The sequence below is a fragment of the Saccharothrix sp. S26 genome (genome assembly GCF_021390395.1).
In the GTDB taxonomy this organism is placed as follows: Bacteria; Actinomycetota; Actinomycetes; order Mycobacteriales; family Pseudonocardiaceae; genus Actinosynnema.
Map to the genome: position 1 here is coordinate 382,455 of NZ_JAJUWT010000001.1, position 25,480 is coordinate 407,934.

At 68.5% G+C, this 25,480-nt stretch carries 30 protein-coding genes; 19 read left to right on the forward strand and 11 right to left on the reverse strand.

Translation table 11 applies throughout. The features are described 5' to 3' along the window. Positions 1-63 precede the first annotated feature (63 nt). A complete protein-coding gene (locus LZG04_RS01745; protein ID WP_233812470.1) occupies positions 64-729 on the forward strand; it encodes an HNH endonuclease in 666 nt (221 codons plus the stop codon). Positions 730-744: 15 nt separating this feature from the next. On the opposite strand, the gene LZG04_RS01750 is transcribed toward LZG04_RS01745, so the two are convergent. Beyond that, a complete protein-coding gene (locus tag LZG04_RS01750; protein ID WP_233812471.1) occupies positions 745-1,080 on the reverse strand; it encodes a hypothetical protein in 336 nt (111 codons plus the stop codon). Positions 1,081-1,523: 443 nt separating this feature from the next. Between LZG04_RS01750 and LZG04_RS01755 the strand changes: the two genes are divergently transcribed. Together LZG04_RS01755 and LZG04_RS01760 are read left to right on the forward strand one after the other, a co-directional pair. Beyond that, positions 1,524-1,769 carry a hypothetical protein gene (locus LZG04_RS01755; RefSeq protein WP_233812472.1) on the forward strand — a complete coding sequence of 82 codons (246 nt, stop codon included), beginning with the start codon at positions 1,524-1,526 and terminating at the stop codon, positions 1,767-1,769. Then, on the forward strand, positions 1,756-2,241 hold the full coding sequence (locus LZG04_RS01760) for a DUF5130 family protein (protein ID WP_233812473.1): 486 nt from the start codon (positions 1,756-1,758) through the stop codon (positions 2,239-2,241). The genes LZG04_RS01755 and LZG04_RS01760 overlap by 14 nt, the downstream gene beginning before the upstream one ends. A 49-nt stretch (positions 2,242-2,290) precedes the next feature. On the opposite strand, the gene LZG04_RS01765 is transcribed toward LZG04_RS01760, so the two are convergent. From LZG04_RS01765 to LZG04_RS01775, 3 genes are read right to left on the reverse strand one after another with little or no spacing between them, the layout of a single operon-like run. Continuing rightward, positions 2,291-2,455: a DUF397 domain-containing protein gene (locus tag LZG04_RS01765; protein WP_233812474.1), complete on the reverse strand. Its 165-nt coding sequence runs from the start codon at positions 2,453-2,455 to the stop codon at positions 2,291-2,293. A gap of 32 nt (positions 2,456-2,487) precedes the next feature. Then, a complete protein-coding gene (locus LZG04_RS01770) occupies positions 2,488-2,652 on the reverse strand; it encodes a DUF397 domain-containing protein (protein ID WP_233812475.1) in 165 nt (54 codons plus the stop codon). Continuing rightward, positions 2,649-3,488 carry a helix-turn-helix transcriptional regulator gene (locus LZG04_RS01775; RefSeq protein ID WP_233812476.1) on the reverse strand — a complete coding sequence of 280 codons (840 nt, stop codon included), beginning with the start codon at positions 3,486-3,488 and terminating at the stop codon, positions 2,649-2,651. The genes LZG04_RS01770 and LZG04_RS01775 overlap by 4 nt, the downstream gene beginning before the upstream one ends. 211 nt (positions 3,489-3,699) lie before the next feature. On the opposite strand from LZG04_RS01775, the gene LZG04_RS01780 reads away from it, so the two are divergent. After that, positions 3,700-4,578, forward strand: coding sequence for a helix-turn-helix transcriptional regulator (locus tag LZG04_RS01780; RefSeq protein WP_233812477.1), 879 nt, complete (start codon positions 3,700-3,702; stop codon positions 4,576-4,578). 41 nt (positions 4,579-4,619) lie between these two features. Here LZG04_RS01780 and pepN read toward each other — a convergent pair whose 3' ends face one another. Then, positions 4,620-7,181: an aminopeptidase N gene (pepN, locus tag LZG04_RS01785; RefSeq protein ID WP_233812478.1), complete on the reverse strand. Its 2,562-nt coding sequence runs from the start codon at positions 7,179-7,181 to the stop codon at positions 4,620-4,622. Between the two features lie 220 nt (positions 7,182-7,401). Between pepN and LZG04_RS01790 the strand changes: the two genes are divergently transcribed. Beyond that, positions 7,402-8,025 carry a disulfide bond formation protein DsbA gene (locus LZG04_RS01790; protein WP_233812479.1) on the forward strand — a complete coding sequence of 208 codons (624 nt, stop codon included), beginning with the start codon at positions 7,402-7,404 and terminating at the stop codon, positions 8,023-8,025. 68 nt (positions 8,026-8,093) lie between these two features. Next, positions 8,094-9,449, forward strand: a complete 1,356-nt coding sequence (locus LZG04_RS01795) for an aldehyde dehydrogenase family protein (protein ID WP_233812480.1) — start codon at positions 8,094-8,096, stop codon at positions 9,447-9,449. A gap of 143 nt (positions 9,450-9,592) precedes the next feature. Here the strand turns inward: LZG04_RS01795 and LZG04_RS01800 are convergent, their stop codons facing one another. Next, positions 9,593-10,300, reverse strand: a complete 708-nt coding sequence (locus LZG04_RS01800; protein ID WP_233812481.1) for a 2-phosphosulfolactate phosphatase — start codon at positions 10,298-10,300, stop codon at positions 9,593-9,595. 27 nt (positions 10,301-10,327) lie between these two features. Here LZG04_RS01800 and LZG04_RS01805 point away from each other — a divergent pair, with 27 nt between their 5' ends. Continuing rightward, a complete protein-coding gene (locus LZG04_RS01805) occupies positions 10,328-10,795 on the forward strand; it encodes a ribose-5-phosphate isomerase (protein WP_233812482.1) in 468 nt (155 codons plus the stop codon). Continuing rightward, positions 10,795-11,598, forward strand: a complete 804-nt coding sequence (locus tag LZG04_RS01810; RefSeq protein ID WP_233812483.1) for an Fpg/Nei family DNA glycosylase — start codon at positions 10,795-10,797, stop codon at positions 11,596-11,598. Before LZG04_RS01805 ends, LZG04_RS01810 begins: the two co-directional genes overlap by 1 nt. 2 nt (positions 11,599-11,600) lie before the next feature. On the opposite strand, the gene LZG04_RS01815 is transcribed toward LZG04_RS01810, so the two are convergent. Beyond that, the gene (locus LZG04_RS01815) at positions 11,601-12,365 is read right to left on the reverse strand and encodes a hypothetical protein (RefSeq protein ID WP_233812484.1); all 765 of its coding nucleotides are present in this window, start codon (positions 12,363-12,365) and stop codon (positions 11,601-11,603) included. A 62-nt stretch (positions 12,366-12,427) separates the two neighbouring features. Then, positions 12,428-13,636, reverse strand: a complete 1,209-nt coding sequence (locus tag LZG04_RS01820; RefSeq protein WP_233812485.1) for a GNAT family N-acetyltransferase — start codon at positions 13,634-13,636, stop codon at positions 12,428-12,430. 85 nt (positions 13,637-13,721) lie between these two features. Here LZG04_RS01820 and LZG04_RS01825 point away from each other — a divergent pair, with 85 nt between their 5' ends. Continuing rightward, the gene (locus LZG04_RS01825) at positions 13,722-14,441 is read left to right on the forward strand and encodes a maleylpyruvate isomerase family mycothiol-dependent enzyme (protein ID WP_233812486.1); all 720 of its coding nucleotides are present in this window, start codon (positions 13,722-13,724) and stop codon (positions 14,439-14,441) included. Between the two features lie 141 nt (positions 14,442-14,582). On the opposite strand, the gene LZG04_RS01830 is transcribed toward LZG04_RS01825, so the two are convergent. After that, positions 14,583-14,930, reverse strand: a complete 348-nt coding sequence (locus LZG04_RS01830) for a VOC family protein (protein WP_233812487.1) — start codon at positions 14,928-14,930, stop codon at positions 14,583-14,585. Positions 14,931-15,481: 551 nt separating this feature from the next. Here LZG04_RS01830 and LZG04_RS01835 point away from each other — a divergent pair. The 3 genes from LZG04_RS01835 to LZG04_RS01845 all read left to right on the forward strand — a co-directional run bounded on the left by LZG04_RS01835 (position 15,482) and on the right by LZG04_RS01845 (position 18,044). Continuing rightward, positions 15,482-15,721, forward strand: coding sequence for a DUF2188 domain-containing protein (locus LZG04_RS01835; RefSeq protein ID WP_233812488.1), 240 nt, complete (start codon positions 15,482-15,484; stop codon positions 15,719-15,721). Positions 15,722-16,085: 364 nt separating this feature from the next. Beyond that, positions 16,086-17,468: a Fic family protein gene (locus tag LZG04_RS01840; protein ID WP_233812489.1), complete on the forward strand. Its 1,383-nt coding sequence runs from the start codon at positions 16,086-16,088 to the stop codon at positions 17,466-17,468. A 15-nt stretch (positions 17,469-17,483) separates the two neighbouring features. Then, on the forward strand, positions 17,484-18,044 hold the full coding sequence (locus LZG04_RS01845; RefSeq protein WP_233812591.1) for an HD domain-containing protein: 561 nt from the start codon (positions 17,484-17,486) through the stop codon (positions 18,042-18,044). On the opposite strand, the gene LZG04_RS01850 is transcribed toward LZG04_RS01845, so the two are convergent. Both LZG04_RS01850 and LZG04_RS01855 read right to left on the reverse strand, forming a co-directional pair. Next, positions 18,037-18,507, reverse strand: a complete 471-nt coding sequence (locus tag LZG04_RS01850; protein ID WP_233812490.1) for an NUDIX hydrolase — start codon at positions 18,505-18,507, stop codon at positions 18,037-18,039. The genes LZG04_RS01845 and LZG04_RS01850 overlap by 8 nt on opposite strands. Before the next feature lie 12 nt (positions 18,508-18,519). Then, complete coding sequence (locus LZG04_RS01855) at positions 18,520-19,263, reverse strand: DUF5919 domain-containing protein (RefSeq protein WP_233812491.1); 744 nt, start codon at positions 19,261-19,263, stop codon at positions 18,520-18,522. 160 nt (positions 19,264-19,423) lie between these two features. On the opposite strand from LZG04_RS01855, the gene LZG04_RS01860 reads away from it, so the two are divergent. From LZG04_RS01860 to LZG04_RS01890, 7 genes are all read left to right on the forward strand, one after another. Then, positions 19,424-19,876, forward strand: coding sequence for a hypothetical protein (locus tag LZG04_RS01860; protein WP_233812492.1), 453 nt, complete (start codon positions 19,424-19,426; stop codon positions 19,874-19,876). A gap of 4 nt (positions 19,877-19,880) precedes the next feature. After that, the gene (locus LZG04_RS01865; RefSeq protein WP_233812493.1) at positions 19,881-20,087 is read left to right on the forward strand and encodes a hypothetical protein; all 207 of its coding nucleotides are present in this window, start codon (positions 19,881-19,883) and stop codon (positions 20,085-20,087) included. A 26-nt stretch (positions 20,088-20,113) separates the two neighbouring features. Next, positions 20,114-20,659, forward strand: coding sequence for an AMED_5909 family protein (locus LZG04_RS42290; RefSeq protein WP_308198912.1), 546 nt, complete (start codon positions 20,114-20,116; stop codon positions 20,657-20,659). A 343-nt stretch (positions 20,660-21,002) separates the two neighbouring features. Beyond that, on the forward strand, positions 21,003-22,472 hold the full coding sequence (locus LZG04_RS01875; RefSeq protein ID WP_233812494.1) for an FtsK/SpoIIIE domain-containing protein: 1,470 nt from the start codon (positions 21,003-21,005) through the stop codon (positions 22,470-22,472). Beyond that, positions 22,469-24,073, forward strand: a complete 1,605-nt coding sequence (locus LZG04_RS01880) for a replication initiator (RefSeq protein WP_233812495.1) — start codon at positions 22,469-22,471, stop codon at positions 24,071-24,073. Before LZG04_RS01875 ends, LZG04_RS01880 begins: the two co-directional genes overlap by 4 nt. Further along, positions 24,074-24,277 (forward strand): helix-turn-helix domain-containing protein, encoded by a 204-nt coding sequence (locus LZG04_RS01885; RefSeq protein ID WP_233812496.1) that lies wholly within the window; start codon positions 24,074-24,076, stop codon positions 24,275-24,277. Continuing rightward, positions 24,277-25,413, forward strand: a complete 1,137-nt coding sequence (locus LZG04_RS01890; RefSeq protein ID WP_233812497.1) for a site-specific integrase — start codon at positions 24,277-24,279, stop codon at positions 25,411-25,413. Before LZG04_RS01885 ends, LZG04_RS01890 begins: the two co-directional genes overlap by 1 nt. Positions 25,414-25,480: the final 67 nt, after the last annotated feature.

Genomic DNA, 25,480 nt, shown 5'->3' on the forward strand with positions numbered 1-25,480 from the left:
ATCACAGGTGATTTTTGGGGTCGATCTGTGGTCTGCTAGGGCTGAACCGGTGGAGGTGGTCGCGTGCCAGACCGACAACCCACCCCGATCGGCGCCCTGGTGAACGCCGGGATCGCGTCGTCGGTCCCGTCCGGCCAAAAACAGCTCGCGGTCAACGCCGTGCACGCCGTGGCCGACGGGCGGGGAGCCGGTCCGGCCCCCGTGTCGCTGCCCTGGGGCAGGCGCAAGGTCCTGCTGCTCAACGCCACGTTCGAACCGCTCACCGCGCTGCCGCTGCGGCGCGCGGTGGTGCTCGTGGTGTGCGGGAAGGCCGAGGTCGTGCACGGCGACCCCGCCGGGGCCGTGGTCCACTCCTCGACGTCCGAGGTGGTCGTGCCGTCGGTGATCCGGCTGGCGAACTACGTGCGGGTGCCCTACCGCGGTCGGGTGCCGCTCACCCGGGCCGGGTTGATGCACCGCGACCGGTACCGCTGCGCGTACTGCGGCGGGCGTGCCGAGACGATCGACCACGTCGTGCCGCGCAGCCGCGGCGGCCCCCACTCGTGGACCAACTGCGTGGCGTGTTGCGCGAAGTGCAACCACCGCAAGGCCGACAAGCTCCTCTCGGAGCTGGGCTGGCGCCTGCGCGTGGTGCCGAACGCGCCCCGCGGGCCGCACTGGCGGCTGCTGGCCGGCGTCACCGAGGCCGACCCGCTGTGGCTGCCCTACCTCGGCGAGCCCGCGGCTTAGCGAGACCTCTTCCCCTCACGCCGCCAGGACGTCGTCCTCGCGGTCTTCGGTGATGCGCACGGAACCCGACGTGATGCGGACCGAGCCGACCATCGTGATGCGCACGGAGTCCGTGCCCGACCCGGTGATCCGGACGGAGTCCGACCCCGGCGCCGTGATGCGGACCGAGCCGTCGGTGGCGTCGGTGATGCGGACGGAGCCCTGTGGGGTGGGCCGGACGGAGTCCACGGAGGTGATGCGCACCGACTCGGCGAGCACTGACCGGGGCTGAACAGTGGTAACGCTCTGCTCCGATTGGGTGTACGACGAAAGGGTGAGGGCGGCGACCAGAACGAGGTTCATGGTGTACATGTCGTGTCCTCCGAGACTCATCGGGCGGGAATTGGTCTCCGGAATCGGATGCGCAAGACCCGTACAGGTGAAAAGCTAGAAGCCGAGTGGGCCCAGGACAAGACGCCAAACCGGCCGCCATTCGCCACCGTCCGGGGGAAGGCCGTCCGGGTGTACGCACTGCGACGATCGAGCGCCGGAGCTAGTGCATCCAGCGCCGATGGACACTGACGGTGACGTCGTCGCAGGTAGAGGTCGGGCAGATCACAGCGGGCATGCCACGTGCCGAGGCCGGTCGCGGCGGCGTCGTCGGGCTCGCGGGGGTTCCACGACGTGGTCACCGCCGTACGCGTGATCCCCGGCCGCCCGGTCGGGCCCGCGTTCACAGTCGGACCGGGGCCGCGCCGGGCGGAAACGGTGCCCTCACCCCGACCTGACCAGGACGATCGGTTACCGTAACCGCCGTGACCATCGTGGAGACCGTGCTCGTCTTCGCGCTGATCCCGCTGGCCATCTACGGCGTGATCACGCTACTGACGCTGAGGCCGAAGGCCACCCGCATTCAGCGGTACCGGCCCGGCCAGGAGTGGAACTACGCCCCCGTCTGGTGGACCGCGAACCCCGGCGGCTTGCCCGGCGGCGCGCACCAGGCCGTCACGGAGCCGGTCGAGGGCCGGACCGCCAAGGGAGGTGCCCGTGGCAACTGGTGAGCTGACGAGGGCGGAGGTGGACCCGTCGGACCTGCCGATGGGCGCGGCCGTCACCAACAGCGGCCGGATCTCCGCCGCGAAGATGTACGAGCCGCACGCGCCGAGCCTGCCGTTCACGCCGGTGCAGCTCGCGAGCCTGGACGAGGCGCTGACGCTGGCCAGCCGCACCACCGGCCTGGACTTCAGCGTGTACCTCGGCGAACTGGGCTCCGACTCCCGCCTCAAGGCCGAGGAGCTGCACGCGAGCACCCCGCGCCCGACGCACGCCGTGCTGATCGCCGTATCGCCCGGTGAGCGCCGGGTCGAGGTGGTGACGGGCGAGGAGTCCCACCGCCGCATCGCCGACCGCGGCGCGAAGCTCGCCGTGATGAGCATGGTCGCGTCCTTCAAGGAGGGCGACCTCGCCGGCGGCCTGGTGAGCGGCCTGCGGATGCTGGCCGACCAGGCGGGCCAGGCTCCCAAGCACGTCTGACGCACGACGAACCGAAGGCCCCGGCGCACCACGCCGGGGCCTTCGCGTTTCACCGGGACTTGAGCGCTTCGACGAACGCCTTGAGCCGGCCTGGGCTGATCCCGAGCACGACCTCAGGGTTCTTGCTGTCCCGCACCGCGCCGAGGTGGTTGGCCACCTCGACGCAGGCACCATCGCTGACGCTCTTGCTCGACTTCCTCCACCGAAGAGACATGGACTCCTGCCCTAACGTCGCGCCTTCGCGTTTCACCGGGACTTGAGCGCTTCGACGAACGCCTTGAGCCGGCCTGGGCTGATCCCGAGCACGACCTCAGGGTTCTTGCTGTCCCGCACCGCGCCGAGGTGGTTGGCCACCTCGACGCAAGAGCCGCTCTCGACGCTCTTGCTGGCTTTCTTCCACCGAAGTGTCATGCGACTCCCGTCGTCCGCACCTCCCTCGCGATGACCTCGAAGGACCGCTCCGCGCTCATCGCGACCTCCAGCAACCTTGGCACGGACGCCTCGAAGCCGGCTACCGACTCAGGCTCCTGGACGAACACCGAGCTGATCGAGTTCTCCAGGTGCACGAACGAGGTCCCGTTGCACTTGATCAGGTGGAAAGCGCCGTTCAGACCCGCGTGCCACCCGGTGGCCGAGGGCACGATCCGGAGTTCGACGTTCTCGTGCGCGCTCATCATCAGCAGGTGGTCGAACTGCTCGGCCATGACCTCGCGGCCGCCGATCGTCTGCTTCAACACCGCCTCGCCGATCAGGGCCGTGAAGCGGACCGGGTTGCGGCGGGTGAGGACGTCACGCCGTCCCATCCGGACCGCGACGCGGGTCGCGATCTCCGCCTCGGGCATCTCGGCCGCCTCCATGATCGAGCGGGTGTAGGCGCTGACTTGCAGCAGCCCCGGGATGACCAGCGGCGACCAGCTCACCACCTCCTGGGCCATCTGCTCGACCTCCACCAAAGCGGCGATCTGGGCTCGGCGCTCGGGGAGTTCGATCACCGCGAGGGGTGAACCGCCGGGGTCGTCGGTCATCTCCAGGATCTCTTCGCGTTCCCGATCGGGGAGTTGGAGCGGCTTGAGGATGCGGATGACCTCGGCCCGGGTCACGACGCGTTGACCGCTTTCGTTGCGCGAAAGCAACGAATGTGCGACGCCAATCTTCTCGCCGAGTGCGCGTTGGCTCAAGTTATTCGCTTTTCGAGCGTTGCGCAGGCGCGCACCCAAAGCGATGGCTTTCGAGGTATTGCGGTTCATGCAACGCATACTAAAGCGGGACCGGTGGTCAAGTCTCTCGCTCGAAAAGGGTATTGACCGGTTGTTGCGGGCCGGACACAGTGTTGTGCAACAGAGCTCCCGACCAGCCCGCACACTGGTCGGACATGCGCGGCGGGTGGTGGAGCGCGCGAGGACCGCGCAGCGCCCCCACCCGCCGCGACCCTGGCCGAATGCGCGTCCGAAGGATGTTATGGAGTCTGAAGAAAAGCCGGCTGCCCGCCTGAGCACCGCCCGCAGCCGTGAATTGGGTGAGGAATTGCGCCGCGTCCGGCACCGGGCCCGGCTGTCGTCCGGTTTCCTCGCCGACGCCCTGGGTTGGTCGCTGGGCAAGCTGTCGAAACTCGAAACCGGCACCCGCGGCACGAGCCCGTGGGAAATCGGCACGCTGCTCGGCCGCTGCGGCGCGGACAAGGCGACCCGCGACCGGATCCTGGCCATCGCCAGCGAGGTCGACCTGGGCAACTTCCTGCGCCGGCACGACCCGTGGCCGGACACGCTCACGTCGCTGTCCCTGCACGAGCACGCGGCCCGCACGTTGACGACCTACGAGCCGCTGGTCATCCCGAGCCTGGCGCAGACCGAGGACTACGCGTTCGCGCTGACCAGGGACCGCGGCGCGACCGAGGCCCGCATGGCCCGCCAGGAGACGCTGCGCAGGCCGGGCGGCCCGGAGACGGTGATCTACATCCACGAGGCGGCGCTGCGGGTCGTGGTCGGCGACTCGAAGGTCATGCGCGACCAGATGCTGCGGCTCACGCTGATGTGCGGGTGGGCGCAGATCAGCCTGCGGATCGTGCCGATGAGCGCGGCCTCGCACACGGCCCTGCGCCACTCGGCGACCCTGCTGACGTTCACGGCGCCGGTCAAGTCCCTGGCCTACGCCGAGACCGAGGCGGCCACCGTGTTCCACGACGACCCGACCGCGGTCCAGGCGTACGAGGACAAGATGAGCCAACTCGAAAGCCTGGTGCTCACCCCCGCCCAGTCACGTGACGTGTTCGCCCGCTGGGCAGACGCCTACGACCGCGACCACCGCTCGGCCCCGGACGGCAAACGGGGCGACGCCTGAAGCGCCGCCCCGTTCACCTGGAGCCTCCGCACCGCGAGCACTCAGGACCGGTCGAACTCCTGGGCCGCCAGGGCGCGCACGATGCCCGCACGGCCTTCCGACACCAGTCGCCGCAGGGCGGGCGGCCGTTCCTCGGCCAACCACTCGTCCGCCGCCGTGACCGTCTCCTTCGAGATGGACCACGACGGGAACAGGCCGACGACCACCGACTGCGCGCGTTCGCTCGACCGCCGTTCCCACACGTCGGCCACGTCGGCGAAGTACCGCGCCACGAACGGCTGGAGCAGCGCCTTCTGACCGGGGTGCTGGATGCCCGCGATGATCGCCTCCGACACCGCGTTGGGCAGCTCGTCGTCGTTCACGGCGCGGTCCCACGCTTCGGTCTTCGCGTCGATCGTCGGCCGCAGCGCGCGCGCCGATTCGGCCTTGCGGTGACCGGTGGCGGTGGGGTCGCGCTCCTCCTCGGCACGGATCTCGTCCAGGCCGGCCGCGTCGTGGGCGACCAGCGCGTGCAGCAGCCGCCAGCGCAGGTCGGTGTCCACGTCGAGGCCGTCGAGCACGTCCGTGCCGTCCAGCCAGCCGCGCACGACCTCCAGCGTCGCCGGGTCCAGCACCGAACCGGCCAGGGCGTTCACGAACGCGAGCTGGTGGTCCGAACCGGGCTCGGCGGCGCGGGCCAGCTCCAACGTCCGGGTGGTGAACCTGCGCCAGCCCTCGTCGCGCCACGACACGTCCGCGTAGGACGACAGCGCCGTCTGCGCCTGGAGCAGCAGCCGCTGCACCACGCCGACCTCGGTCTCCGCGTGCAGGCCGCCGAGCACCAGGTTCACGAAGTCGCGCGCCTTCAGCTCGGCCTCGCGCGTCATCTCCCACGCCGCCGACCAGCACAGCGTGCGCGGCAGGGGCTCGGCGATGTCGGCGATGTGGTCGATCAGCGACGCCAGCGAGTCGGCGTCCAACCGCATCGTGCAGTAGGTGAGGTCGTCGTCGTTGACCAGCACCAGCTTGCCCCGCGGCACGCCCACCAGCTCGGGCACCTCGGTCCGCTCACCGGACACGTCCAGCTCGACGCGGTGCGTGCGCACGAGCTTGCCGGAGTCGTCGGAGTCGTACACGCCGATCGCCAGCCGGTGCGTGCGCAGCTCGCCCTTGCCCGGGCGCGCGCCACCCTGGAGCACGGCGAACTCGGTGAACCGGCCCTCGGCGTCGACGGAGTACTTGGGCCGCAGCAGGTTCAGGCCGGTGGTCTCCAGCCACTGCGCGCTCCACCACGACAGGTCGCGGCCGGACGCCTCCTCCAGCGCGTTGAGCAGGTCGGCCAACGTGGCGTTGCCCCACGCGTGCTTGCCGAAGTACACCCGCAGGCCGGACAGGAAGTTCTCCAGCCCGACGTAGGCCACCAGCTGCTTGAGCACCGACGCGCCCTTGGCGTAGGTGATGCCGTCGAAGTTGACCTCGACCGCCTGGAGGTCCGGGATGTCGGCGGCCACCGGGTGCGTGGACGGCAGCTGGTCCTGCCGGTAGGCCCACGACTTCTCGATCTTGGCGAACGTCGTCCACGCCTGCCGGTACTCGGTCGCCTCGGCCTGCGCCAGCACCGACGCCCAGGTGGCGAACGACTCGTTCAGCCACAGGTCGTCCCACCAGCGCATGGTGACCAGGTCGCCGAACCACATGTGCGCCATCTCGTGCAGCACGGTCTCGGCCCGGCGCTCGTACAGGTAGCGGGTGACGCGGCTGCGGAAGACGTAGTCCTCCAGGAACGTGACGCAGCCCGCGTTCTCCATCGCGCCCGCGTTGAACTCGGGCACGAAGCACTGGTCGTACTTGCCGAACGGGTAGGTGACGCCGAACGCCTTGTGGTAGAAGCCGAAACCCTGCTTGGTCTCGGTGAACAGCCGCTCGGCGTCCATGTGCGGCGCGAGCGACGCGCGGCAGTAGATGCCCAGCGGGATCGTCGTGTCGCCGTCGCGGAACTCGTCGCGCCACTCCGCGTACGGGCCGGCGACCAGCGCCACCAGGTACGTCGACATGGGCTTGGTGGTGGCGAAGACGTGCCGGTCCGCGCCGCCCGGGGCGTCCACAGTGGACTCGATCGCCGCGTTCGAGACGACCTTCCAGTGGTGCGGCGCGGTCACGGTGAGGTCGTAGACCGCCTTGAGGTCGGGCTGGTCGAAGCAGGCGAACATGCGCTTGGCGTCCGCCGTCTCGAACTGCGAGTACAGGTACACCTCGCCGTCGACCGGGTCGACGAAGCGGTGCAGGCCCTCGCCGGTGTTCATGTACCGGCAGTCGGCCTCGATCGTCAGCTCGTTGACCTCGGCCAGGTCGGGCAGGTGGACGCCGTCCTCCTCGCGGTACGAGGAGACGTCCAGCTCGTGGCCGTTGAGCACGGCGCGGTGGACATTGGCGGCCACGATGTCGACCCACGAGGACGCGCCGGGCGTCCGGCTGCGGAACGCGACCGTCGTGGTCGAGCGGAACGTGTCCGAGCCGGGCTTGCCGCCACCGTCGGTCAGGTCCAGCTCGATCCGGTAGGAATCGACCTCCAGCAGCGCGGCCCGCTGCTGCGCCTGGTCGCGGGTGAGGTTGGGTGCCGCCACTGGTCACCTCGTCTGCCGGCGCCACGGGACCTCGGCGCCGACGTCGTCGGAACGGGAAAGGGTGTCGAGTCGGTGAACACGACAGTCGCATCCAATCACGTGGGACGCCCGGAAGTGGACTGGCGTCCGAGGGAAGACTGCGTGCGGTCGGCCGGTTGAGCACCATGGGAGTGCCGTACCTGGCAGACCCGCTCACGAACAGCCACGGAGGGAACACCGCATGTCGACAGAGGGACGCACGAAGGTCGACTTCTACTTCGACCCGATCTGCCCGTTCGCGTGGATCTCGTCGCGGTGGATCCTCGAAGTCGAGAAGCAGCGCGACCTGGACCTGAACTTCCGGGTCATGAGCCTGTCGGTGCTCAACGAGGGCCGCGACCTGCCCGCCGACTACCGCGAGATGCTCGACCGGGGTTGGGGTCCGGTGCGCGTGGCCATCGCCGCCGCCAAGGCGCACGGCGACGACGTGCTGCGCGACCTCTACACCGCGCTCGGCACCCGGATCCACAACGAGGGGCTGGGCCGTGACCGCGACTACGACCAGGCCATCAAGCTGGCGCTGGAGGACGTGAAGCTGCCCGCCGAGCTGGCGCAGGCCGCGCACACCGACGAGCACGACGAGGAGCTGCGGGCCAGCCACCACCGCGGCATGGACCCGGTGGGCATGGACGTGGGCACGCCCACCATCCACATCGACGGCGTGGCGTTCTTCGGGCCCGTGCTCACCAAGATCCCTCGCGGGGAGGACGCGGTGAAGGTGTTCGACGGCGCGCGGGCGTTGGCGAGCTACCCGTACTTCTTCGAGCTCAAGCGCACCCGGACCGGGGGTCTGGACTTCTCCTGACGCCTGCGGTGTGACACTCTGGGGCACGTTTCGTCTGGGAGTGTCACACCGTTCTCGGGGAGTGCGCAGTGATCGAGGTCGTCAACCCGGCCACCGAAGAGGTCGTCGGCACGGTCCGCTCGGGTACGGCCGGTGACGTGGACGCGGCCGTGACCAGGGCTGCCGCCGCGTTCCCGGCCTGGTCGCGGACTTCGGTCGACTCGCGGTCGGCGCTCGTGCGGGCGGTGGCCGACGCGCTGGAGGCGCGGGCCGACGAGTTCGCCGCCACCATGACGGCGGAGATGGGCACGCCCATCACGTTCGCCTCGCGCGTGCAGGTGCCGAACCCGATCGGCATCGCGCGCGGTGTGGCCGACGCGGTGGAGGCCGGGTTCTTCGACGAGTCGCAGATCGGGAACTCGCTCGTGCTGCGGGAGCCGATCGGCGTGGTCGCGGCCATCACGCCGTGGAACTTCCCGTTGCAGCAGATGGTGGCCAAGGTCGTACCCGCGTTGGCGGCCGGCAACGTGGTGGTGCTCAAGCCGAGCGAGCTGGCACCGCTGACCGCCGACCTGCTCGCTTCGGTGCTGTCGGACGTCGGTGTGCCGCCGGACGTGTTCTCGATCGTGCACGGCACCGGTCCGGTGGTCGGCGAGGCGTTGGCCGGTCACCCGTTGGTGGACATGGTGTCGTTCACCGGGTCGACGCGGGCCGGTCGGCGGGTGTCCGCGCTGGCCGCCGAAACGGTGAAGCGCGTGGCGCTGGAGCTGGGCGGCAAGTCGGCGAACGTCGTGCTGGACGACGCCGACCTGACCCGCGCGGTGAAGATCGGCGTCGGCAACGCGTACATGAACAACGGGCAGGCGTGCAGCGCGTGGACGCGCTTGCTGGTGCCCGCCTCCCGGCACGACGAGGCGCTGGAGGTCGCGGTCGCCGCCGCGGCCAAGTACGAGCCGGGTGACCCCGCTCTTCCCTCGACGCGCATGGGTCCCGCGGTCTCGGCCGCTCAGCGCGACCGCGTCGTCGGCTACATCGAGCGCGGCACGTCGGAAGGGGCGAAGCTCGCGTTGGGCGGCCCGTCCCGCCCGCTGGACCGGGGCTTCTTCGTCACGCCGACCGTCTTCGGCCACGTCACGCCGGACATGGTGATCGCGCAGGAGGAGATCTTCGGCCCGGTCCTGTCCGTGATGCCGTACGCGGACGAGGACGACGCCGTGCGGATCGCGAACTCGACCATCTACGGCCTGGGCGGCGCGGTCTTCTCCGCCGACCCGTCACGCGCCCTGGCCGTCGCGAAGCGCCTGCGCACCGGCCAGGTGGACATCAACGGCGCGGCCTTCAACACCAGCGCCCCGTTCGGCGGTTACCGCCAGTCGGGCAACGGCCGCGAGTTCGGCCCCCACGGCCTGTCCGAATTCACCGAACTGAAGTCCATCCAACGCTAACCCCCCCGCGAGAGTCCTACGTCCACGTCGCGAGAGTCCTACGTCCAGCACCCCCGAGTTCAACACTCGGCATACCGGTCGGTCGGCCGAGCGTTGAACTCGGAGGTCGCGAACGTAGGACTCTCGCGTTCTGAACGTAGGACTCACGCGTGGAGGAGGCCGTTGGTCAGGCGGGGGACGGCGGTGCTCACGTTGACCTGGGAGGCCAGGGCGACGTCATCGGCGTGGCCCGCGGCGATCAGCTCGCGGCCCGACACGCAGCCCGCCACCACGTCCTCCACCGACGCCCACGCGTAGGTCTCCGCGGCGAGGGCCGCTTCCACCGAAGCCGAGCCGTAGCCGAGCAGCGACGACATGATCGCGCCCGCCCCCAGCAGGTCCTCGACCGCGGGCCGCAGCGGTCCGGCCTCCGCGCTCTCCACCACGTTCACGCCCCAACGCTCCCCGGCCGGCACGACACCGATCGGCCCACCCTCCGCCAACTCGCGAGCAGCCGCGGCGACCGCCCGAGCGTTGCGCAGGCACCCCGCCAGCACGACCGCCCCCGTCGCCGACGCCAGCGAGCACAACGTCGCGCCGTTCGGCGAAGCCAACTCCAACTCGGTCCCCGCGGGCACCGTCACCAGCGACGACGGCCGCAACTCCCACGACGGGTCGGCCGGCCGCGCCGCCGCGGCCCGATCCGCCCACCGCACCGGCCGCACGGCCCCACCCCGCGCCACCACGACGTCCACCGCCGTGGAGAACGACAACACGTCCACGATCACGAGCACCGCGCACTGCTCCCCGAGCGCGGCGACCCCCTCTGGACCCCACTCCAGCCGCAGCCGGCAGCCCTCTTGTCCGAACACCCGCCCAAGGATGGCAGACTTGCTGACGTGCGCGTTTACCTGGGATCGGACCACGCGGGCTTCGAGCTGAAGACCCACCTCGTCAAGCACCTGTCCGACGCGGGCCACGAAGTGGTCGACGTCGGACCGGCCGTGTACGACGCGGAGGACGACTACCCGCCGTTCTGCATCGAGGCCGCCCGCCGCGTGGTCGCGGACGAGGGCAGCCTGGGCATCGTCATCGGCGGCTCCGGCAACGGCGAGCAGATCGCCGCGAACAAGGTGCCCGGTGCCCGTGCCGCGCTCGCCTACAGCGTCGAGACCGCGAAGCTCGCCCGTGAGCACAACGACGCCCAGCTCATCGGCATCGGCGGCCGGATGCACACCACGGAGGAGGCGTTCGCGATCGTCGAGGCGTTCCTGTCCACCCCGTTCTCCGGCCAGGAGCGGCACGCCCGCCGCATCGGCATCCTCAGCGAGTACGAGCGCACCGGCGAGGCGCCGGCCCTGCCGTAATGCCCGAAGGTCACACGCTGCACCGGCTGGCGAAGCTGCACCAACGCCGTTACGCGGGCTCGACCGTCCGGGTGTCGAGCCCGCAGGGCAGGTTCCCGGCCTCCCTTGTGGACGGTCGGCTGTTCGAGCGCGCCGAGGCGCACGGCAAGCACCTGTTCCACGTCTACGGGCCGGACGCGACCGTGCACGTCCACCTGGGCCTGTACGGCACGTTCACCGAGTCGCCGCACCCGGTCACCGAACCGGTCGGCCAGGTGCGGATGCGGCTGTCCGGACCCACCCACTGGACGGACCTGCGCGGCCCGAACCGGTGCGAGATCCTGACCGACGTCGAGGTGGCCGCGCTGCGCGCCCGCCTCGGCCCGGACCCGCTGCGCCGTGACGCGAAACCCGACCTCGCCTACGCGCGGATCGCGAGGTCTCGCCAGTCCGTCGCCGTGCTGCTGATGGACCAGACCGTGCTCGCGGGCGTCGGCAACGTCTACCGCGCCGAAGTGCTGTTCCGGCACGGCGTCCACCCGCTCGTGCCGGGCAACCGGGTCGACCGGGCGTTGTGGGACGACCTGTGGCACGACCTGGTCGTGCTCATGCGCGCCGGGGTGAAGGTCGGGCGCATCGACACCGTGCGACCCGAGCACCTGCCCGAGGTGACCGGCCGCGCGCCGCGCCAGGACCGGCACGGCGGCGAGGTCTACGTCTACCGCCGCACCGGTCAGCCGTGCCTGGTCTGCGGCACACCCGTGGCCGCCGCCGAACTGGCCGGTCGCAACCTCTACTGGTGCCCGACCTGCCAGGCCGCGTGACCTCAGATGTCGAACCCGCCGAAGTCGCCGCCACCGTAATCGCCACCGAAGTCGCCGCCGTAGTCGCCACCGGCGTCACCGGAGTCACCACCCGCGTCGCCGCCATCGCCGCCGTCGTCACCGCCCACGTCGCCGGGGTCCTCGGCCGCCACGGCCGCCGGCACGCCGACCATGCCCGAGAACATCGCGCTGAACAGCAGCATCGAGCCGAAGCCCCACGCGCCCGCCACCAGCGCGGGCTTCCACCACGGCTCGGAGTACCAGCCCTGCGGCACCGGACGTCCGGCCACCACACCGCCGGGGTAGTAGTGCGGCGTGTGCGCGCCCGGCTGCGGCGAGGCGACGTACCGGTGGCCCTCCACCGTGACGTCACGCTCCTCCGACACCTTGCCCGCGCGGCTCTGGCCGGTGAGGTCCGGCAGCTCGGGGCCGGGGTCGAGGCCCATCGCGACGCGCGCGGCCCGCGCGTAGTACAGGCCCTCCATCGCGGTCTGTGTGACGAGGCGGCACTGCTCGACCGTGCGCGCCTGCTCCATCTGCGAGCCGGCCGCGGTGAACCGCTCCGAGGCGTCCGCCAGCGCCTGCTGCGAGGCCACGTCCGTGCCGGTCAGGTTCATCACCTGACCGCCGAGCCGCTCCACCCAACGGCGTGCCTCGGCCTGGGCGTCCTCCAGCTCGCGACGGCGCTTCTCGGCGGCGGAGCGGGCGGAGTACCAGACCGCACCCACCAGGACCAGCAGCACGAGCAACACGATCGTGGTGGTCATCGACCCTCCCGGTGCTTGATGCCCGGAAAACGCCGCGCGTCGGGCCGAGGTTCCCGAAAAGGTCAGAACACCTCCGGGCAGTGGGGGTCGCGATCACCCGAAAGCGCATGTGACACGGCGTTCAGCGCACCCTCGGTGACCTCACTCACCCGCTGGGCCCGGGCCAGCGTCGCGAGCTTCGTCCCACCGAGGTACGCCGCGCCCAGCGCCTGCACGTCCAGCCGCAGGTCCGGGTCGTCGTCCACCCGCTGCACGGTCGCCGTGCCGTCCTTCACGGTGAACCTCCACCGGCCCGCGTTCCACGGGCAGAACTCGTCCGCCACCTCCAGCACGGCGTCCACGTCCGAGAGGTAGCGGCGCTGGGTGAGCGCGCGGTCGACGTCCACGAGGCGCACCCACAGCGAGTCCGACCGGCCGCGCAACGCGAGCCGCGCGTCGTCCAGCAGGTGCGTGATCGGGTCGTCCGACGCGGTGTAGAACTTCAGCTCGCCCACCATGTCGAGGTCCAGCAGGTACCGGTACAGCGCCGCGTACGCCTCGTCGGTGCGCGCCGCGAGCTCCCGCACGTGCAGCGCGTTGCGCGGGCCGCGTTCCTGCCAGTCCGGCTTGATCCGGTAGACCGCGTAGCCCTGGGGGTGCAGCGCGTAGCGGTAGGCGGTGAGGCCGCCGCGGTCGCGCTCGGTGTCGGCGAAGTGGTAGTCCCAGTTGGCGTCCGTGCGGCTGAGCCACCCCGTCCGACCCGGCCGGAGCTCCTCGTACACGGCCTTCATGACCGGCATGGCCTCGTCACGCGACACCTCGCGCACCCCTTCGGCGTCGACCGAGACGTCCGGCCGGAACTTCGCGCCGCGCGGCACGTCGAGCCGGGTGAACTCGGCCGCGAGCCCGTACCCGAACCGGGGGTAGATCGCCGCCTCCGACGCCCACAGCGCGGCGATCGGCTCACGACCCTCTTCGTGCAGGCCGTGCAGCTGGGCCCGCATCACGCGCGTGAGCACGCCCCGGCGGCGATGGCCCGGTTTCACGGCCACCGACGTGACCGCCGCGACCGGCTTCGGGCCGGCGCCGGGCACCGTGATCTCCCGGCTCTGGATGCCCCCGCCGCCGATGAGCTCGTCACCGTCGAACACCGCGTGGTGCCGTTCGGGCTCGAACAGGTCGCGCCACCGTTCGAGCTGGTCGTCCACGCTGTCGGAGAGGAACGCAGAGTTGAGGACCCGCTGGAACTCCGCGAGTTCGGCCGCGGTGAGGGTGCGGAGGGTGAGCGCCATGGCATCGTTCATACGCCGGTCGCCGGTCGGGCGCGATGGAAATTCGGGGTCGCGTCCGGGTGGTTCGTTCGGCGATGCTGCGTCGATGGACGCCCAATCACTGGCGAGCGCGCTCCGCGTCGAAGCGGAGGCTTTGGCGGTGGCGGCCGCTGCCGCACCACCTGATCGTGACGTGCCCGCGTGCCCCGGTATGACGGTCGGTGACCTGCTCGTGCACATCGGTTCGATCCACCGGCTGGTGGCGACGTGGATCGCGCGCGGCGCACGTCCGGCGGGGGCGGGGTTCTCGCCCGGTGACGCCGATCCCGTCGACTGGTATCGGGCCGGGGTGGCGTCGTTGCTCGCCGTGCTGGACCCGGGACGTGCGGCGGAACCCGCGGCGACGTGGTGCCCGTGGGACCGGACGCTGGGGTTCTGGCTGCGGCGGATGGCGCACGAGACGGCCGTGCACCGGGTCGACGCGCAGGCCGCTCAGGGTGTGGCGGAGCCGTTGGAAGCGGGGTTGGCGGCCGACGGCATCGACGAGGTGCTGCACCTGTGGCTGGGGTGCCACCAACCACCTGGGGCACACACGTCCGGGCGAGCCGTGGCGCTGCGCGTGCCCGGCCGGGAGTGGACCGTGGCGCTGCACGAGGGGATCGTGGACTACTGCCCGGGGGCCGAGCCGGCAGCGGTGGTGAGCGGGTCGTCGTCGGCCGTGGACCTGTGGTTGTGGGGACGCGTGGGGGAGGAGCACGTGTCGGTGGAGGGTGACGTCGCGGTCGTGCGCGCGCTGCGTGCCGCCGTCGCTGCCGCAACCGGCTGATTCCCGGCCGTTCGGGGAGCACACTGTGGGCGTGACGAAGCTGCGCGTGATCCTGAGGTGCCTGGTGAGCTTCGCCATCGGCTGCCTCATGGTGGTGCTGGCGATCCGCCTGGGCGAGGCGCTGTGGCGCGCGGTGACGTCCTAGCGGCCGTGCGGCCGGACGAAGCAGAACTCGTTGCCCGCGGGGTCGAGCAGCACCTGGAAGCTGCCCTGCTCGTCGGTCTGCACGTCACCCCGCGCCGTGGCACCGAGTTCGGTGGCCTTCTGCGTGGCCTCGGCGATGTCGTCGACGTCGATGTCCAGGTGCAGCCGATTCTTCACCGACTTGGGCTCGGGCACGGGCTGGAAGGAGATGCGCGGCCAACCGGGCGGCACGACGTGCGCCCACCCGTGCTCGCGTTCGACGGCCACCCCACCGAGCAACCCCGCCCAGAACCGCACGAGCCGTGCGGGGTCGGCGCAATCCACCACGATCTGCTCCAGGCGCACGGTCCCATGATGAGCTCACCTGCTTCGGCACGTCGGATCGGGCTCTGCGGCCCACCGACGGCCAATGTGCGCAACCAAATGGCCACCGCCACCAAGCCACCGTCCGGGCCGGCCCCGTCGACAGCAACCAGGGTCCGGCAAAAGCAAAAGACCGTCCACGTGGGACGGTCCGCAAGGGCTCTACCAGGAAGAACAAGCTGGAGCGGGTGACGGGAATCGAACCCGCATGACCAGCTTGGAAGTGCGGCGTCAACCCCAGCCCACTGCGCCTGACCAGCTCTCGCCCCAGCCGCAGTTGACCGCTGTTGACCCTCATTGACCTGGTCTAATAGCACGCTAATCGCACGCGACGTGACGAGCGGACCTGGGCCTGGTTGTGCTCCATCGAGCAACTGCGAAGCCGTCCTGACCTGCCGGACGGCCCCTTGCCATGTACAGAATGCCGTCAGTCAGTACGGCCGTTTGGGTGAAGAGCACCCCGTTCGAGTAGCGCACGCGCCTCCGGCGTCGATTGGACTACCAACGCTTGGTCCATGCTCCGAGGAGGCGTCATGGGTGACAACGACCGGCACGTGGTTCCCAACCCCGAGGGTGGTTGGGACGTCCGCAAGCCGGATGCCGCGCGGGCGAGCGCTCACTTCGACACGCAGGCAGAAGCCACAGCACGTGCGCGAGAGATCGTCGCCAACACCGGTGGGGACGCGATCACCCACGGTCGTGATGGACGGATTCGCTCCCGGGACACCTCGCCGAAGGGGAACGATCCGAACCCGCCTCGTGACAAGCACTGACGGAGCGATGGCAAGGCGGCGAAGCCGTCGCGGCAGTCGATCGCCGTGCCCAGCCCGACCAGGCCGAATAACCGCGCGATCGTCCCGACTAGCGAACTGCCAAAACCACGACGAGCTGTGCCCGTCAGTGCAGTGGCCGCCATCCCAGCCACGTGCACCGACTCCGCGCACGGCCGACGGGCGGAGCGAAGCGGGAGCCCGGCGTGCCGTGATGCGGGGAGTCGGTGCCAACGTGTGCCGGGCTGTGCCGCGCGCCGCCTGAGACGGCGCGCGCCTTGATCCTGTAGAGCGCAATTCGGCAAGCAGTGACTAGACTTACCGGTGATGTCGGGCGCACTAAGCGCCAGTAAAGGGTGTGGTGCGTGTGAGCTCGGTCGTCGACCTCCAAGGTTGCCCCTACTCGCTGCCCGATGATTCGGACATTGACAAGCAGATCGACGTTCTTTTTGACGCCGAACGGCGAGTTCGCGAGAAAGTGCAGGCCGCTTCGCGTGAGATTCAAGCTAAAGGATTTTTGATCGACTACGCAGTGAACAGGCAAACGCGCGAAATCTACGAGAGTAACAAACTGGAGGATCTTGGCCCATCGCTCGCCCGTACTAGTGAAATCCTGAAATCTCCGGATGCTGCGCTTGTCGATAAAGACCTCATGAAAGGAATGCTCTATGTAGGCATGAAGCGTGACAAGCATCTGATTGATGTATTGGGATTGCACGGTGCGAAGGTTCTTGCCGAAAGTTATGTCTCCACACTTGCCGACGGTCGGCCGTTGTCCGAGTCGGATATCCGAAGCATGCACGCTCTCATAACGTCTGGCGAGGAATTTGCCGGAAGGTATAAGCGCTATCATGTAAGGATTGGTGGCGAGGGAACCCACGAACCGCCCTTGCCGATCGACACGCCAGCGGAAATGCGCGACTTTAGTACTTGGTTGTCGCGCGATCATGGCGGTATGCCTGTAACATTGCATGCCGCCATCGCGCATGCTTGGCTGACGCATATTCACCCGTTTGAAGATGGAAATGGCAGGCTCGCGCGAGTCCTAGTCAACCTTATCTTCGCTCGCAATGGTCTTCCACCTGCGATCATTAAGCATAATACGGAGCGTACGGAATACATCGACGCGTTGGCGCACAGCGATGTGGCTGGCGACATATTTCCCTTGGCTGGAATTTTTATTAAAGCCGAGAAGCGTTTCGCCCGGGACATGGGCAAGCCAGGGTTCGTGCGCAGTCTAATCGGTGATGAGATCAATGGTCGCAGTCGGAACATTTACAGCTCCTGGCTGGCGGTGTTCAATAACTTTATGGCGCGTCTGTTCGGTGAGCTGCGCGTGAGGAATTTGACCGTCGAAGATTTTTATCGCCTTGATGAGGACTCGTTCTGGAAGCTGACGAAGGCGGACAAGTCTGGGAATATGTGGTTTTTCCTGGTCGGCAATGGCGTGAGCGACCTGTTGGTGTGGATCGGCTTTTGTAGCCTCAATCTCCACGATCCTCGGGAGAATGTGGTTCGATACCCATCGTTGTTTTTTGCTGTAAGGAACAAAAATTACAGGTTGCAACGCTGGACTGCTGCACCTTCGAATCGAACTGGTGGTTTGATTGAAGTATGTGTAGTTCCTGGGGTCAAGCCTAGCGTGCAGGTTAGACTCGACGACAGGATTCGTAAGGGTGGTATTGTGGACGGGGCGAGCGAGATTGCCGACAGGATCTATAGCGGTCTCCGTTCGGCCGTTGTGTCGTAGAATGTAAAAGTGAAAATGTCACTTCAGGCGACTGCAAAGAACTTGGCGTACGACTCGCTCGCGGTCACGTTGCCGACCCGTTGGTCTCACGTCCAAGGGGTTGCAAAACGAGCCGAGTTGGCCGCATGTCTATTTCTCAAAGCTGATGCGGAACTACTTGAGTCGGCTGCTTTCCTTCACGATGTGGGGTATGCACCCGAGGTGGCGATGACTGGGTTTCATCCGATTGATGGGGCTCGGTGTCTCGAACGGCAGGGCTTTCCAGAACGGTTGTGTGCGCTGGTGGCTCACCACTCCTGCGCCTACCGGGAGGCGAAGCTGAGAGGTTGCTCGGCTGAGCTGGCGCATTGGGTGGATGAAGGGACACCGCTGCGGGATGCGCTGTGGTGGGCCGACATGACGACCGGGCCGGATGGCGACGTGACCAGCGTGCGTGAGCGGATCGCGGAGATTCAGGCGCGGTACGGGCCGGAAGACTTGGTGTCGGTCTTCATCCGTCAGGCGGAGCCTGAGTTGGTGGCTGCGGTGGAGCGCACGGAGGCGCGGCTGAGGGCCGCTGGGGTTGAGGTCAGGTGAAGTAGGGCTCGGCGCGGTTGCTGAGGCCGTGGTCGATGCGTAGGCGGATCGACGGGTGGATGTCGAGGTCGGGCAGGCGGTTGGGCTCTACCCAGTGGACTTCCTTAGATTCGCTGCTTGTGCGCAGCTCGCCTCCGATGGGTTGAGCGCGGAAGCAGATGGAGAACTCCTGGCGAACCTCGCCGTCGTCGTAGGCGATGACGTGGTTGGGGTTGGAGTACAGGCCGACTAGCCCGGTGACCTCGACGTGGATGCCGGTCTCCTCTTCGACCTCGCGGACGACGGCTTGGGCGAGGGTTTCGCCGACGTCTTGGCCTCCGCCGGGGATGGTGTACTTGTCGTTGTCGGTGCGCCGGATCATGAGGAGGCGGCCGGTGGAGTCCTGGACGATGGCGCTGACGGCTACCCGGATGCTGTTGGGCTTCGGGGCGTTGGGGTCGTTGAGGTAGTCGGTCCGGGTCATGGTTCGACCTTGTCAGAAGGTGGCGCGCTTTGCGCTGGCCCAGACGGTCTCAAGGCTTTCGGAGTAGGTCTCGAAGAGGTCGCCTGCGGAGAGTCGGCGTAGGTGGAGGGCTGGGGCGTGGGCTCCGGGAAAGCCGTAGACGTGCGTGTTGACGATCATCTCGTCGTCGAAGCGGAAGACGGAGTTGTAGAGGGTCGTCTTGTGGAGGCGGACCTCGATGCCTGGGACGTCGACCAGCGGGCGGACGAACGCCAGGGCGTTGCGGATGCGGGCGGCGACTGTGCCCTTGCCTAGCTGTTCTTCCTCGCTGCGGCGGGCGGCTTCGCGGCCTGCGGGGTCTCCGAAGAGGAGACGGATCTTGGCTCCCTGTTCGGCCTTGCGGCGCAGCTCCTTAGCGAAGGTCGGGCGTTCGACCAGGAAGAGGGCGGCCAGAGAGAGCACCTCGATGTGCTTGGTGGCGTCGTTGAGGAGTCGGTCCCAGAGGTCCGCAGGGATGTTGTTGCGGTGGGGGTAGACCTTGACCACCTCGGACTCGGCGATCTCGGCCTTGCGGTCCGCGGCTACAGCGTCTGGCCAGAGGTAGTTCTCGGTCTCGCGGACCATCGAGGCGATGGTGTGGCGGTGGCGAGGGTAGGGGACTCGACCCTTGGTGATCCAGCGTTCGACGGTCTTGGGGTCGACGCTGGTGGCTCGGGCGATGTGGTCGAGGTTCAGACCGTTGCGGAGCAGGGCTTCTCGTAGGCGTTCGTTGGCCATGTGTACCCCCGTTGTGACGACTTGGGACGTCTTTAAGCTAGCAAGGACGTCCTTAGAAGTCCCGCTATGCGGTGCATGCGTCCTGCTGATCAGCCGAAAGTGGTTGGTGTCAAGGTGCTGGACCGACGGTCCAGTCGACGCTGATGACAGGAGATCGGCTGTGGCGATCAGTGGTGGGAGCAGGCTCCCGGCGACGCACGACTTCGTCTTTCCCCGTGGCGCGCTGGTGATGGGTGTCGAGCCGGTGCTCAAGTTCCAGTCGGCCGAGGAGCGGGCGAAGGGGTTGCCGGTCCAGCAGGAGACGGACAAGGAGACCGGCCTGTTGGTCTGGTCGGTCCTGGTGATCGACCAGGCGGCGGAGCGGAAGACGGACGCCGTGGTGACGGTGAAGATCGCGGCACCTCACCAGCCGGTTCCACCGGAGGCCATTCCGGGGACGGACGTGCGGCCGGTGATCTTCGAAGGGCTGACGGTGACGCCGTGGATTGACGACAAGGCGTGCCGGGGCAGTCACGGGGGTGAGCGGCATCGGTGCCGGGCGAAGCTCGGGTACAGCCTGCGGGCCTCGGGCATGAAGCCGGTCGTCGTCAAGTCCGCTGCCAAGGCTGCGTGACCCCATGGGCGGCGAAATGGTGCGGCTCCACGTGACTGATGATCTTCCGATTCGCGCATACCCGGTGGCGTTCGAGGACCGGGTGGAGATTCGTTTCGGTAAGGCGTTCCCTGCTGTTCTGGTGGTCGAGCGGGATTCAGTCAACAGGCTACGTTCGGCGTTGAAGCAGGGCGGCGTTGCGCTGGGTGTGGAGGGGGATGAGTGGGAGTGAGTCCCCTGGACGAGTTGTGGTCGGCGGTGGGATCGGCGACGACGCTTCGGGCGGCTCATGACGCGTTGGTCGAGGTGATGCCCTCGATTGAGGCGACGCGCGCGGACTGGCGGGATTTTCACTTCCGGGCGGCTGAGGTGTACCGGCGGGTCGCCGAGTCCGATCGTGGGCGGCAGCGGGAGGCGGTCTTCCTCGCGGAGCAGCACTGGGAGAAGGGCAAGAAGATCGCCCAAGCCCTCGCCGACGCGGCGGCTGTTCACAGCAAGCGCCAGCAGGCGGTCGAGTCGAGTGGGTCCGAGAGCGCGGCGGTGGCCGTGGTCCGTGTCGGCTGCGGCGTGGGTGAGCCGAGGTACACGGTCAGGCTGCGCGATGACGCGTTCACCAAGGCTGTGCGGTTGGCAGGGTTCCACTCGGACTACGCGTTGGCCAAGGCGATGGGGCTCAACCGATCGACGGTGAAACGTGCCCGTGACGGCGAGCTGCGGCCTGGTGCGCGGTTCATCAGCGGGGCGTTGAAGGCGCTCGCACCGTTCGAGTTCGAGGACCTGTTCGAGGTCGAGACGAACGAATGACCGCGCGGGCGGTCTCGTACGGCAAGTGATCTGAATTGCTGGTTGGTGGGGTCGCGGGGAAACAGGTTCGAGTCTTGGCGGGCTGAAGCTGTTTCCCGGCGACACACCGACCGGAACTTTCGCGTGCTTTCGTAACCACACAAGGGATTCCGGTCATGTCGAGGCTATCGGTACGTGGGGTGCGCGCGTCAAGTCGGCGCGATGCTCCGACAGTGTGGAAGTTGTCCAACGGTCGCCCCTGTGGGGCGTGCAAGCGGTTCGGTGTCTACGCCCCGAACCAGCTCGTTTGCTGCGGCTGCCTGGGATGGCTGCCGCTGATTTTCGCCCCCATGGGGCGTGCGCGATGAACGGCGGAAAGTGGGTCGACCCGGCTCCGTTCGAGGGTGTCCGGCCTCGGGTGCCGTGGTGGGTGCTCGTCCCCGGCAAGGCCAAGTGGGTCGCGGCACTAGTGGCGCTGGTGTGGCTGATGGTCGTCGGGGCCGTGCGCCTGGTGCTCGTTGTCGTCCGGTATCCCGTGGTCACATTGGTGCCGGTGTCGGCGGCCTGGTGCTGGTGGCGGTTCGGAGTTTCACCCCTGGTGCTGGCGTTGTTGTCACTGGTCGCCGTTTTGAGCATCTGGGCGGGTCTCGATCGTGGGTCGTTCCTGCGCCACGGCTGGTACCGGCTGGTGACCGAGTGGCGGCGGGCGACGGTGTACGTCCCGAAGTGGCGGTCGGTGATGCGGCTCGCTGAGCTGGCCAAGCAGGACCGTGGGCGCGAGTACCGGCCCAGGCTTCGGCGGGTTCGGTCCGAGGGATGGCGAGACCGGGTCCGGGTGCGAATGGTTCCGGCACAGTCGCCGGAGGCGTGGGAGCTGCGTCGGGACGGCCTGGCGCACTCGTTCGGTGCTCGCTCGTGTCGGGTGCGGGTGTTGCGTCCTCGGGTGATCGAGCTGGACTTCGTGCACCGTGACCCGCTGCTGCGACCTCTCGCGGTGCCCGCGCTGGCGGACTCGACCGAGGTGGACCTCAAGCGGGTGGTCGTCGGTCGGACCGAGACCGGTAGGCCGTGGCGGCTGCGTCTGCTCGGGTCTCAAGTGCTCGTGGTCGGGGTGCCTGGTGCGGGCAAGGGCTCGGTGCTCTGGTCGCTGGTGTGGCAGCTCGCTCCGGCGGTGCGGGCGGGTCTGGTGCGGCTGGTGGGGATCGACCCGAAGGGCGGGATGGAGCTGGGGCAGTGCCCGGACGCGTTCGACCGGGTCGTGTACGACAACGGGCCGGAAGCCGTTGCCCTGCTTGAGGAAATCGCCGCAGAGGTCAAGGAGCGGGCGACGCGGTACCGGGGTGTGCGGCGGTTGTGGGCGCGGTCGACGGGGGAGCCGTTCACGGTCCTGGTGGTCGATGAGCTGGCGGACCTGATTGCTTACCAACCGGACAAGCAGCTCCGCGAGCGTGCCGCGCGGGCCATCCAGACCATCACGTCTCAGGGGCGGGCACCCGGGTACGCCGTCGTCGGCTTGGTCCAGGATCCGCGCAAGGAGGTCGTGGGGTTCAGGCACCTGTTCAGCACCCGCGTGGCGCTGCGCCTGGACGAGCCGCAGCAGGTCGACATGGTCCTTGGCGACGGCGTGAGGCAGCGCGGGGCGGCGGCGCACGAGATCAGCGAGAACACGCCCGGCGTCGCCTGGGTGAAGCAGGACGGGCAGCGGGAACCGGAGCGGGCTCGGGCCTTCCACGTCACCGACGCAGACCTTGTCGAGCTGGGCGTCTATCTGGCGGACGCCACGGTCCACAACTTCCCGACTCGGCCGGACGGCGCGGGGGAGGTGGCGGCATGAGCGAGTACCTGACTCGGGCGGACCGGATGAAGCAACCGGCGGCGTTGGACGTGGCTCGGGCGGTAGCTGAGGAGCACGGCGTCTGTGTCCGGCCGTTGGCCAAGGAGCGGGTCGACCTGGACACCGGGCGAGTGGACATCGTGCCCGTTCCGTGTGGCTCGACGGTGGCCAGCGTGTGCCCGACGTGCGCGGAGAAGAACCGGCGGTTGCGGATGGCGCAGTGCCGCGAGGGGTGGCACCTGACCGAGGAACCCAACTTCACCCCGAACGCTCCCAGCGATGACCAGCGGGCACTGACCGCCTACCGTGCGGACCTGGTCAAGGCGTACCGGCAGGCAGTCGAAGAGGACGACGAGATCGGCGCGGAGGAGGTGCGGGAGGAAGTCGCCGAAGTCGATGCCGAACTTCGGCAACTGGGAATCCGCGGTGCACTTCCTCCGCTGGAGGTGCGGTCTCGGGCGGTGCGGAAGCGGTCGACCAGGCGGCGACAGGATGCGCCGAACCTGCCTCGGCGGCCGATCACCAAGCGCACGGTCGGACGGGTCTTCGGCGGCAAGTACCAGCCCTCGACCTTCCTCACGCTGACGCTCGACAGCTACGGCAAGGTGCGCTCGGACGGCACACCGGTAGACCCGAACACCTACGACTACCGGCGGGCGGCTCGGGACGCGGTGCACTTCGCGGCCCTGCTGGACAGGTTCGTACAGAACCTGCGGCGGTGCGTCGGCTGGGACGTCCAGTACTTCTCGACGGTCGAGCCTCAGCGGCGGCTGGCGCCACACTGGCACGCCGCTATCAGGGGTTCGATGTCGCGGGCGGAGCTGCGAGCGGTCGCGGAGGCCACCTACCACCAGGTCTGGTGGCCCAATCACGACGAGATCAAGTACAGCGGCGACAACCGGCCGGTGTGGGACTCGCGGGCGAAGGGGTTCGTTGACCCGACCACGCGTGAACCGCTACCGGCCTGGGATGAAGCTCTCGACCAGGTTGAGCGTCCGGCGCACGTGGCGCGGTTCGGGGTGCAGGTGCACTCGAAGGGCATCCTCGGCGGCACGGAAGAGGCCGGACGCCACATCGGCTACCTGACGAAGTACCTGACCAAGAGCATCGGTGAGTGCTTTGACGCTCAGACGAGCCGCCAGGAGGACCACGCCGAACGGCTGTGCGCGGAACTGGCAGTCACGCCTTGCTCGCCGCAGTGCCCGGTCTGGCTGCTCTATGGGGTTCAGCCGAAGGGCGCTCGCCTGTCGATGGAACCCGGCAAGTGCAAGGGCAAGGCACACAAGCGCTCAACCCTCGGCGTGGCTGGTCGGCGCGTGCTGGTGTCGCGGAAGTGGTCCGGGAAGTCCCTCGCCGACCACAAGCACGACCGGGTGAAGTTCGTTCGGCAACTGCTTGCCGACGTGGGGATTACCGGGGACGACCAGCCCAAACGGGTCGTCTGGAACAACGTGCAGCCCGGTGACCCGAACGTGCCCCCAAGACCACACCTGCTGCTGCGGGCGGTCGCGGAGCGGCGTCGATGGAAGGCCGAGTACACGGCGGCTCTGCTCGCCTCGGCCAGTCCGCCAAACCATTCGGCAACGTCTCAAGCTGCGTAAATGGGGGAGAAGACGATGAAGGAGCACTTCACGGTTCAGGAAGCGGCGGACTACATGAACACGACCGTCCGCTTCGTCCGGCGGCTCATCGCAGAGCGTCGGATCGCGTTCCACCACCTCGGACGGCATGTCCGGCTGAAGCGGGCCGACGTGGACGAGTTCATCAACGCCGGTCGGGTCGAGCCGGTCCGGAGGGCTGCCTGATGGCGAACAAGAAGAACCACCGCCAGTTCGGGCACGTCCGCAAGCTGCCGTCCGGTCGGCACCAGGCGAGCTACCTCGGGCCTGATGGCCTCCGCCGGAACGCGCCGGAGACGTTCCCGACCAAGACCGATGCCAACGCCTGGCTGTCCACGGTGGAGGCCGATCTCCTCCGTGGCGAGTGGGTTGACCCGCTGCTCGGCAAGGTCGCGCTCACGGAGTACGGGGAGCGGTGGATCAAGGAACGGCAACTCGGCGTCCGTACCCGTGAGGAGTATGAGCGGCAGTTCCGGCTTCACGTCGTGCCGTTCCTCGGGGAGAAGCTGCTCAACTCGATCACCACGGAGACCGTGCGGACCTGGCGGCGGCACCTGCTCGACAACGGCCGTTCGGACACCACGACCGCCAAGGCGTACCGGCTGCTGCGAGCGATCATGAACACCGCCCTGGACGACAACCGGATCAAGCGGAACCCGTGCCGCATCAAGGGAGCAGACCAGGAGAAGGCTCCCGAACGGCCGGTGGCGTCCGTGGCGCAGGTCTTCACCCTGTCGGAGACTGTGCCGCCACGCTTCCGGGTGCTGGTCCTTGCCGCTGCCTTCACCGGCCTGCGGTGGGGCGAGCTGATCGCCCTCCGAAGGTGTGACGTCGACCTGGATGCGCCAACCGTCCGGGTGCCTCGGAGGCTGGCCCAGCTCAACTCGGGGAAGCTCGTGGCAGGCCCACCGAAGTCAGCGGCAGGCTTCCGGACGGTCGCCATGCCCGAGATCCTCGTGGACGACTTTCGACGTCACCTGATGGCGTTCGTCAAGGCCGGTCCGGAGGAGCTGATCTTCACCGGGGAGAAGGGCGCGGCACTCAAGCGGGGCAACTGGCACCGGGCCGTGAAGTGGATCAAGACCGTGGCCAAGGTCGGGCTCCCGAAAGGCTTCCACTTCCACGACCTGCGTCATACCGGCAACAACCTGGCGGCGGCAGCGGGAGCCAGCACGCGGGAGCTGATGCACCGGATGGGACACGGGAGCATGCGGGCGGCGCTCATCTACCAGCACGCGACCAGCGAGCGGGACAAGGAGATCGCGGACAAGCTCAGCGAGCGGGTCAGGAAGAGCCAATCGCACGCTAATCGCACGACGTGATCAAGAGACGCGACAGCGGTGCTGCTCGGAGATGGGTGGCACCGCTGTTGACCTGCAAGGGGAGTTC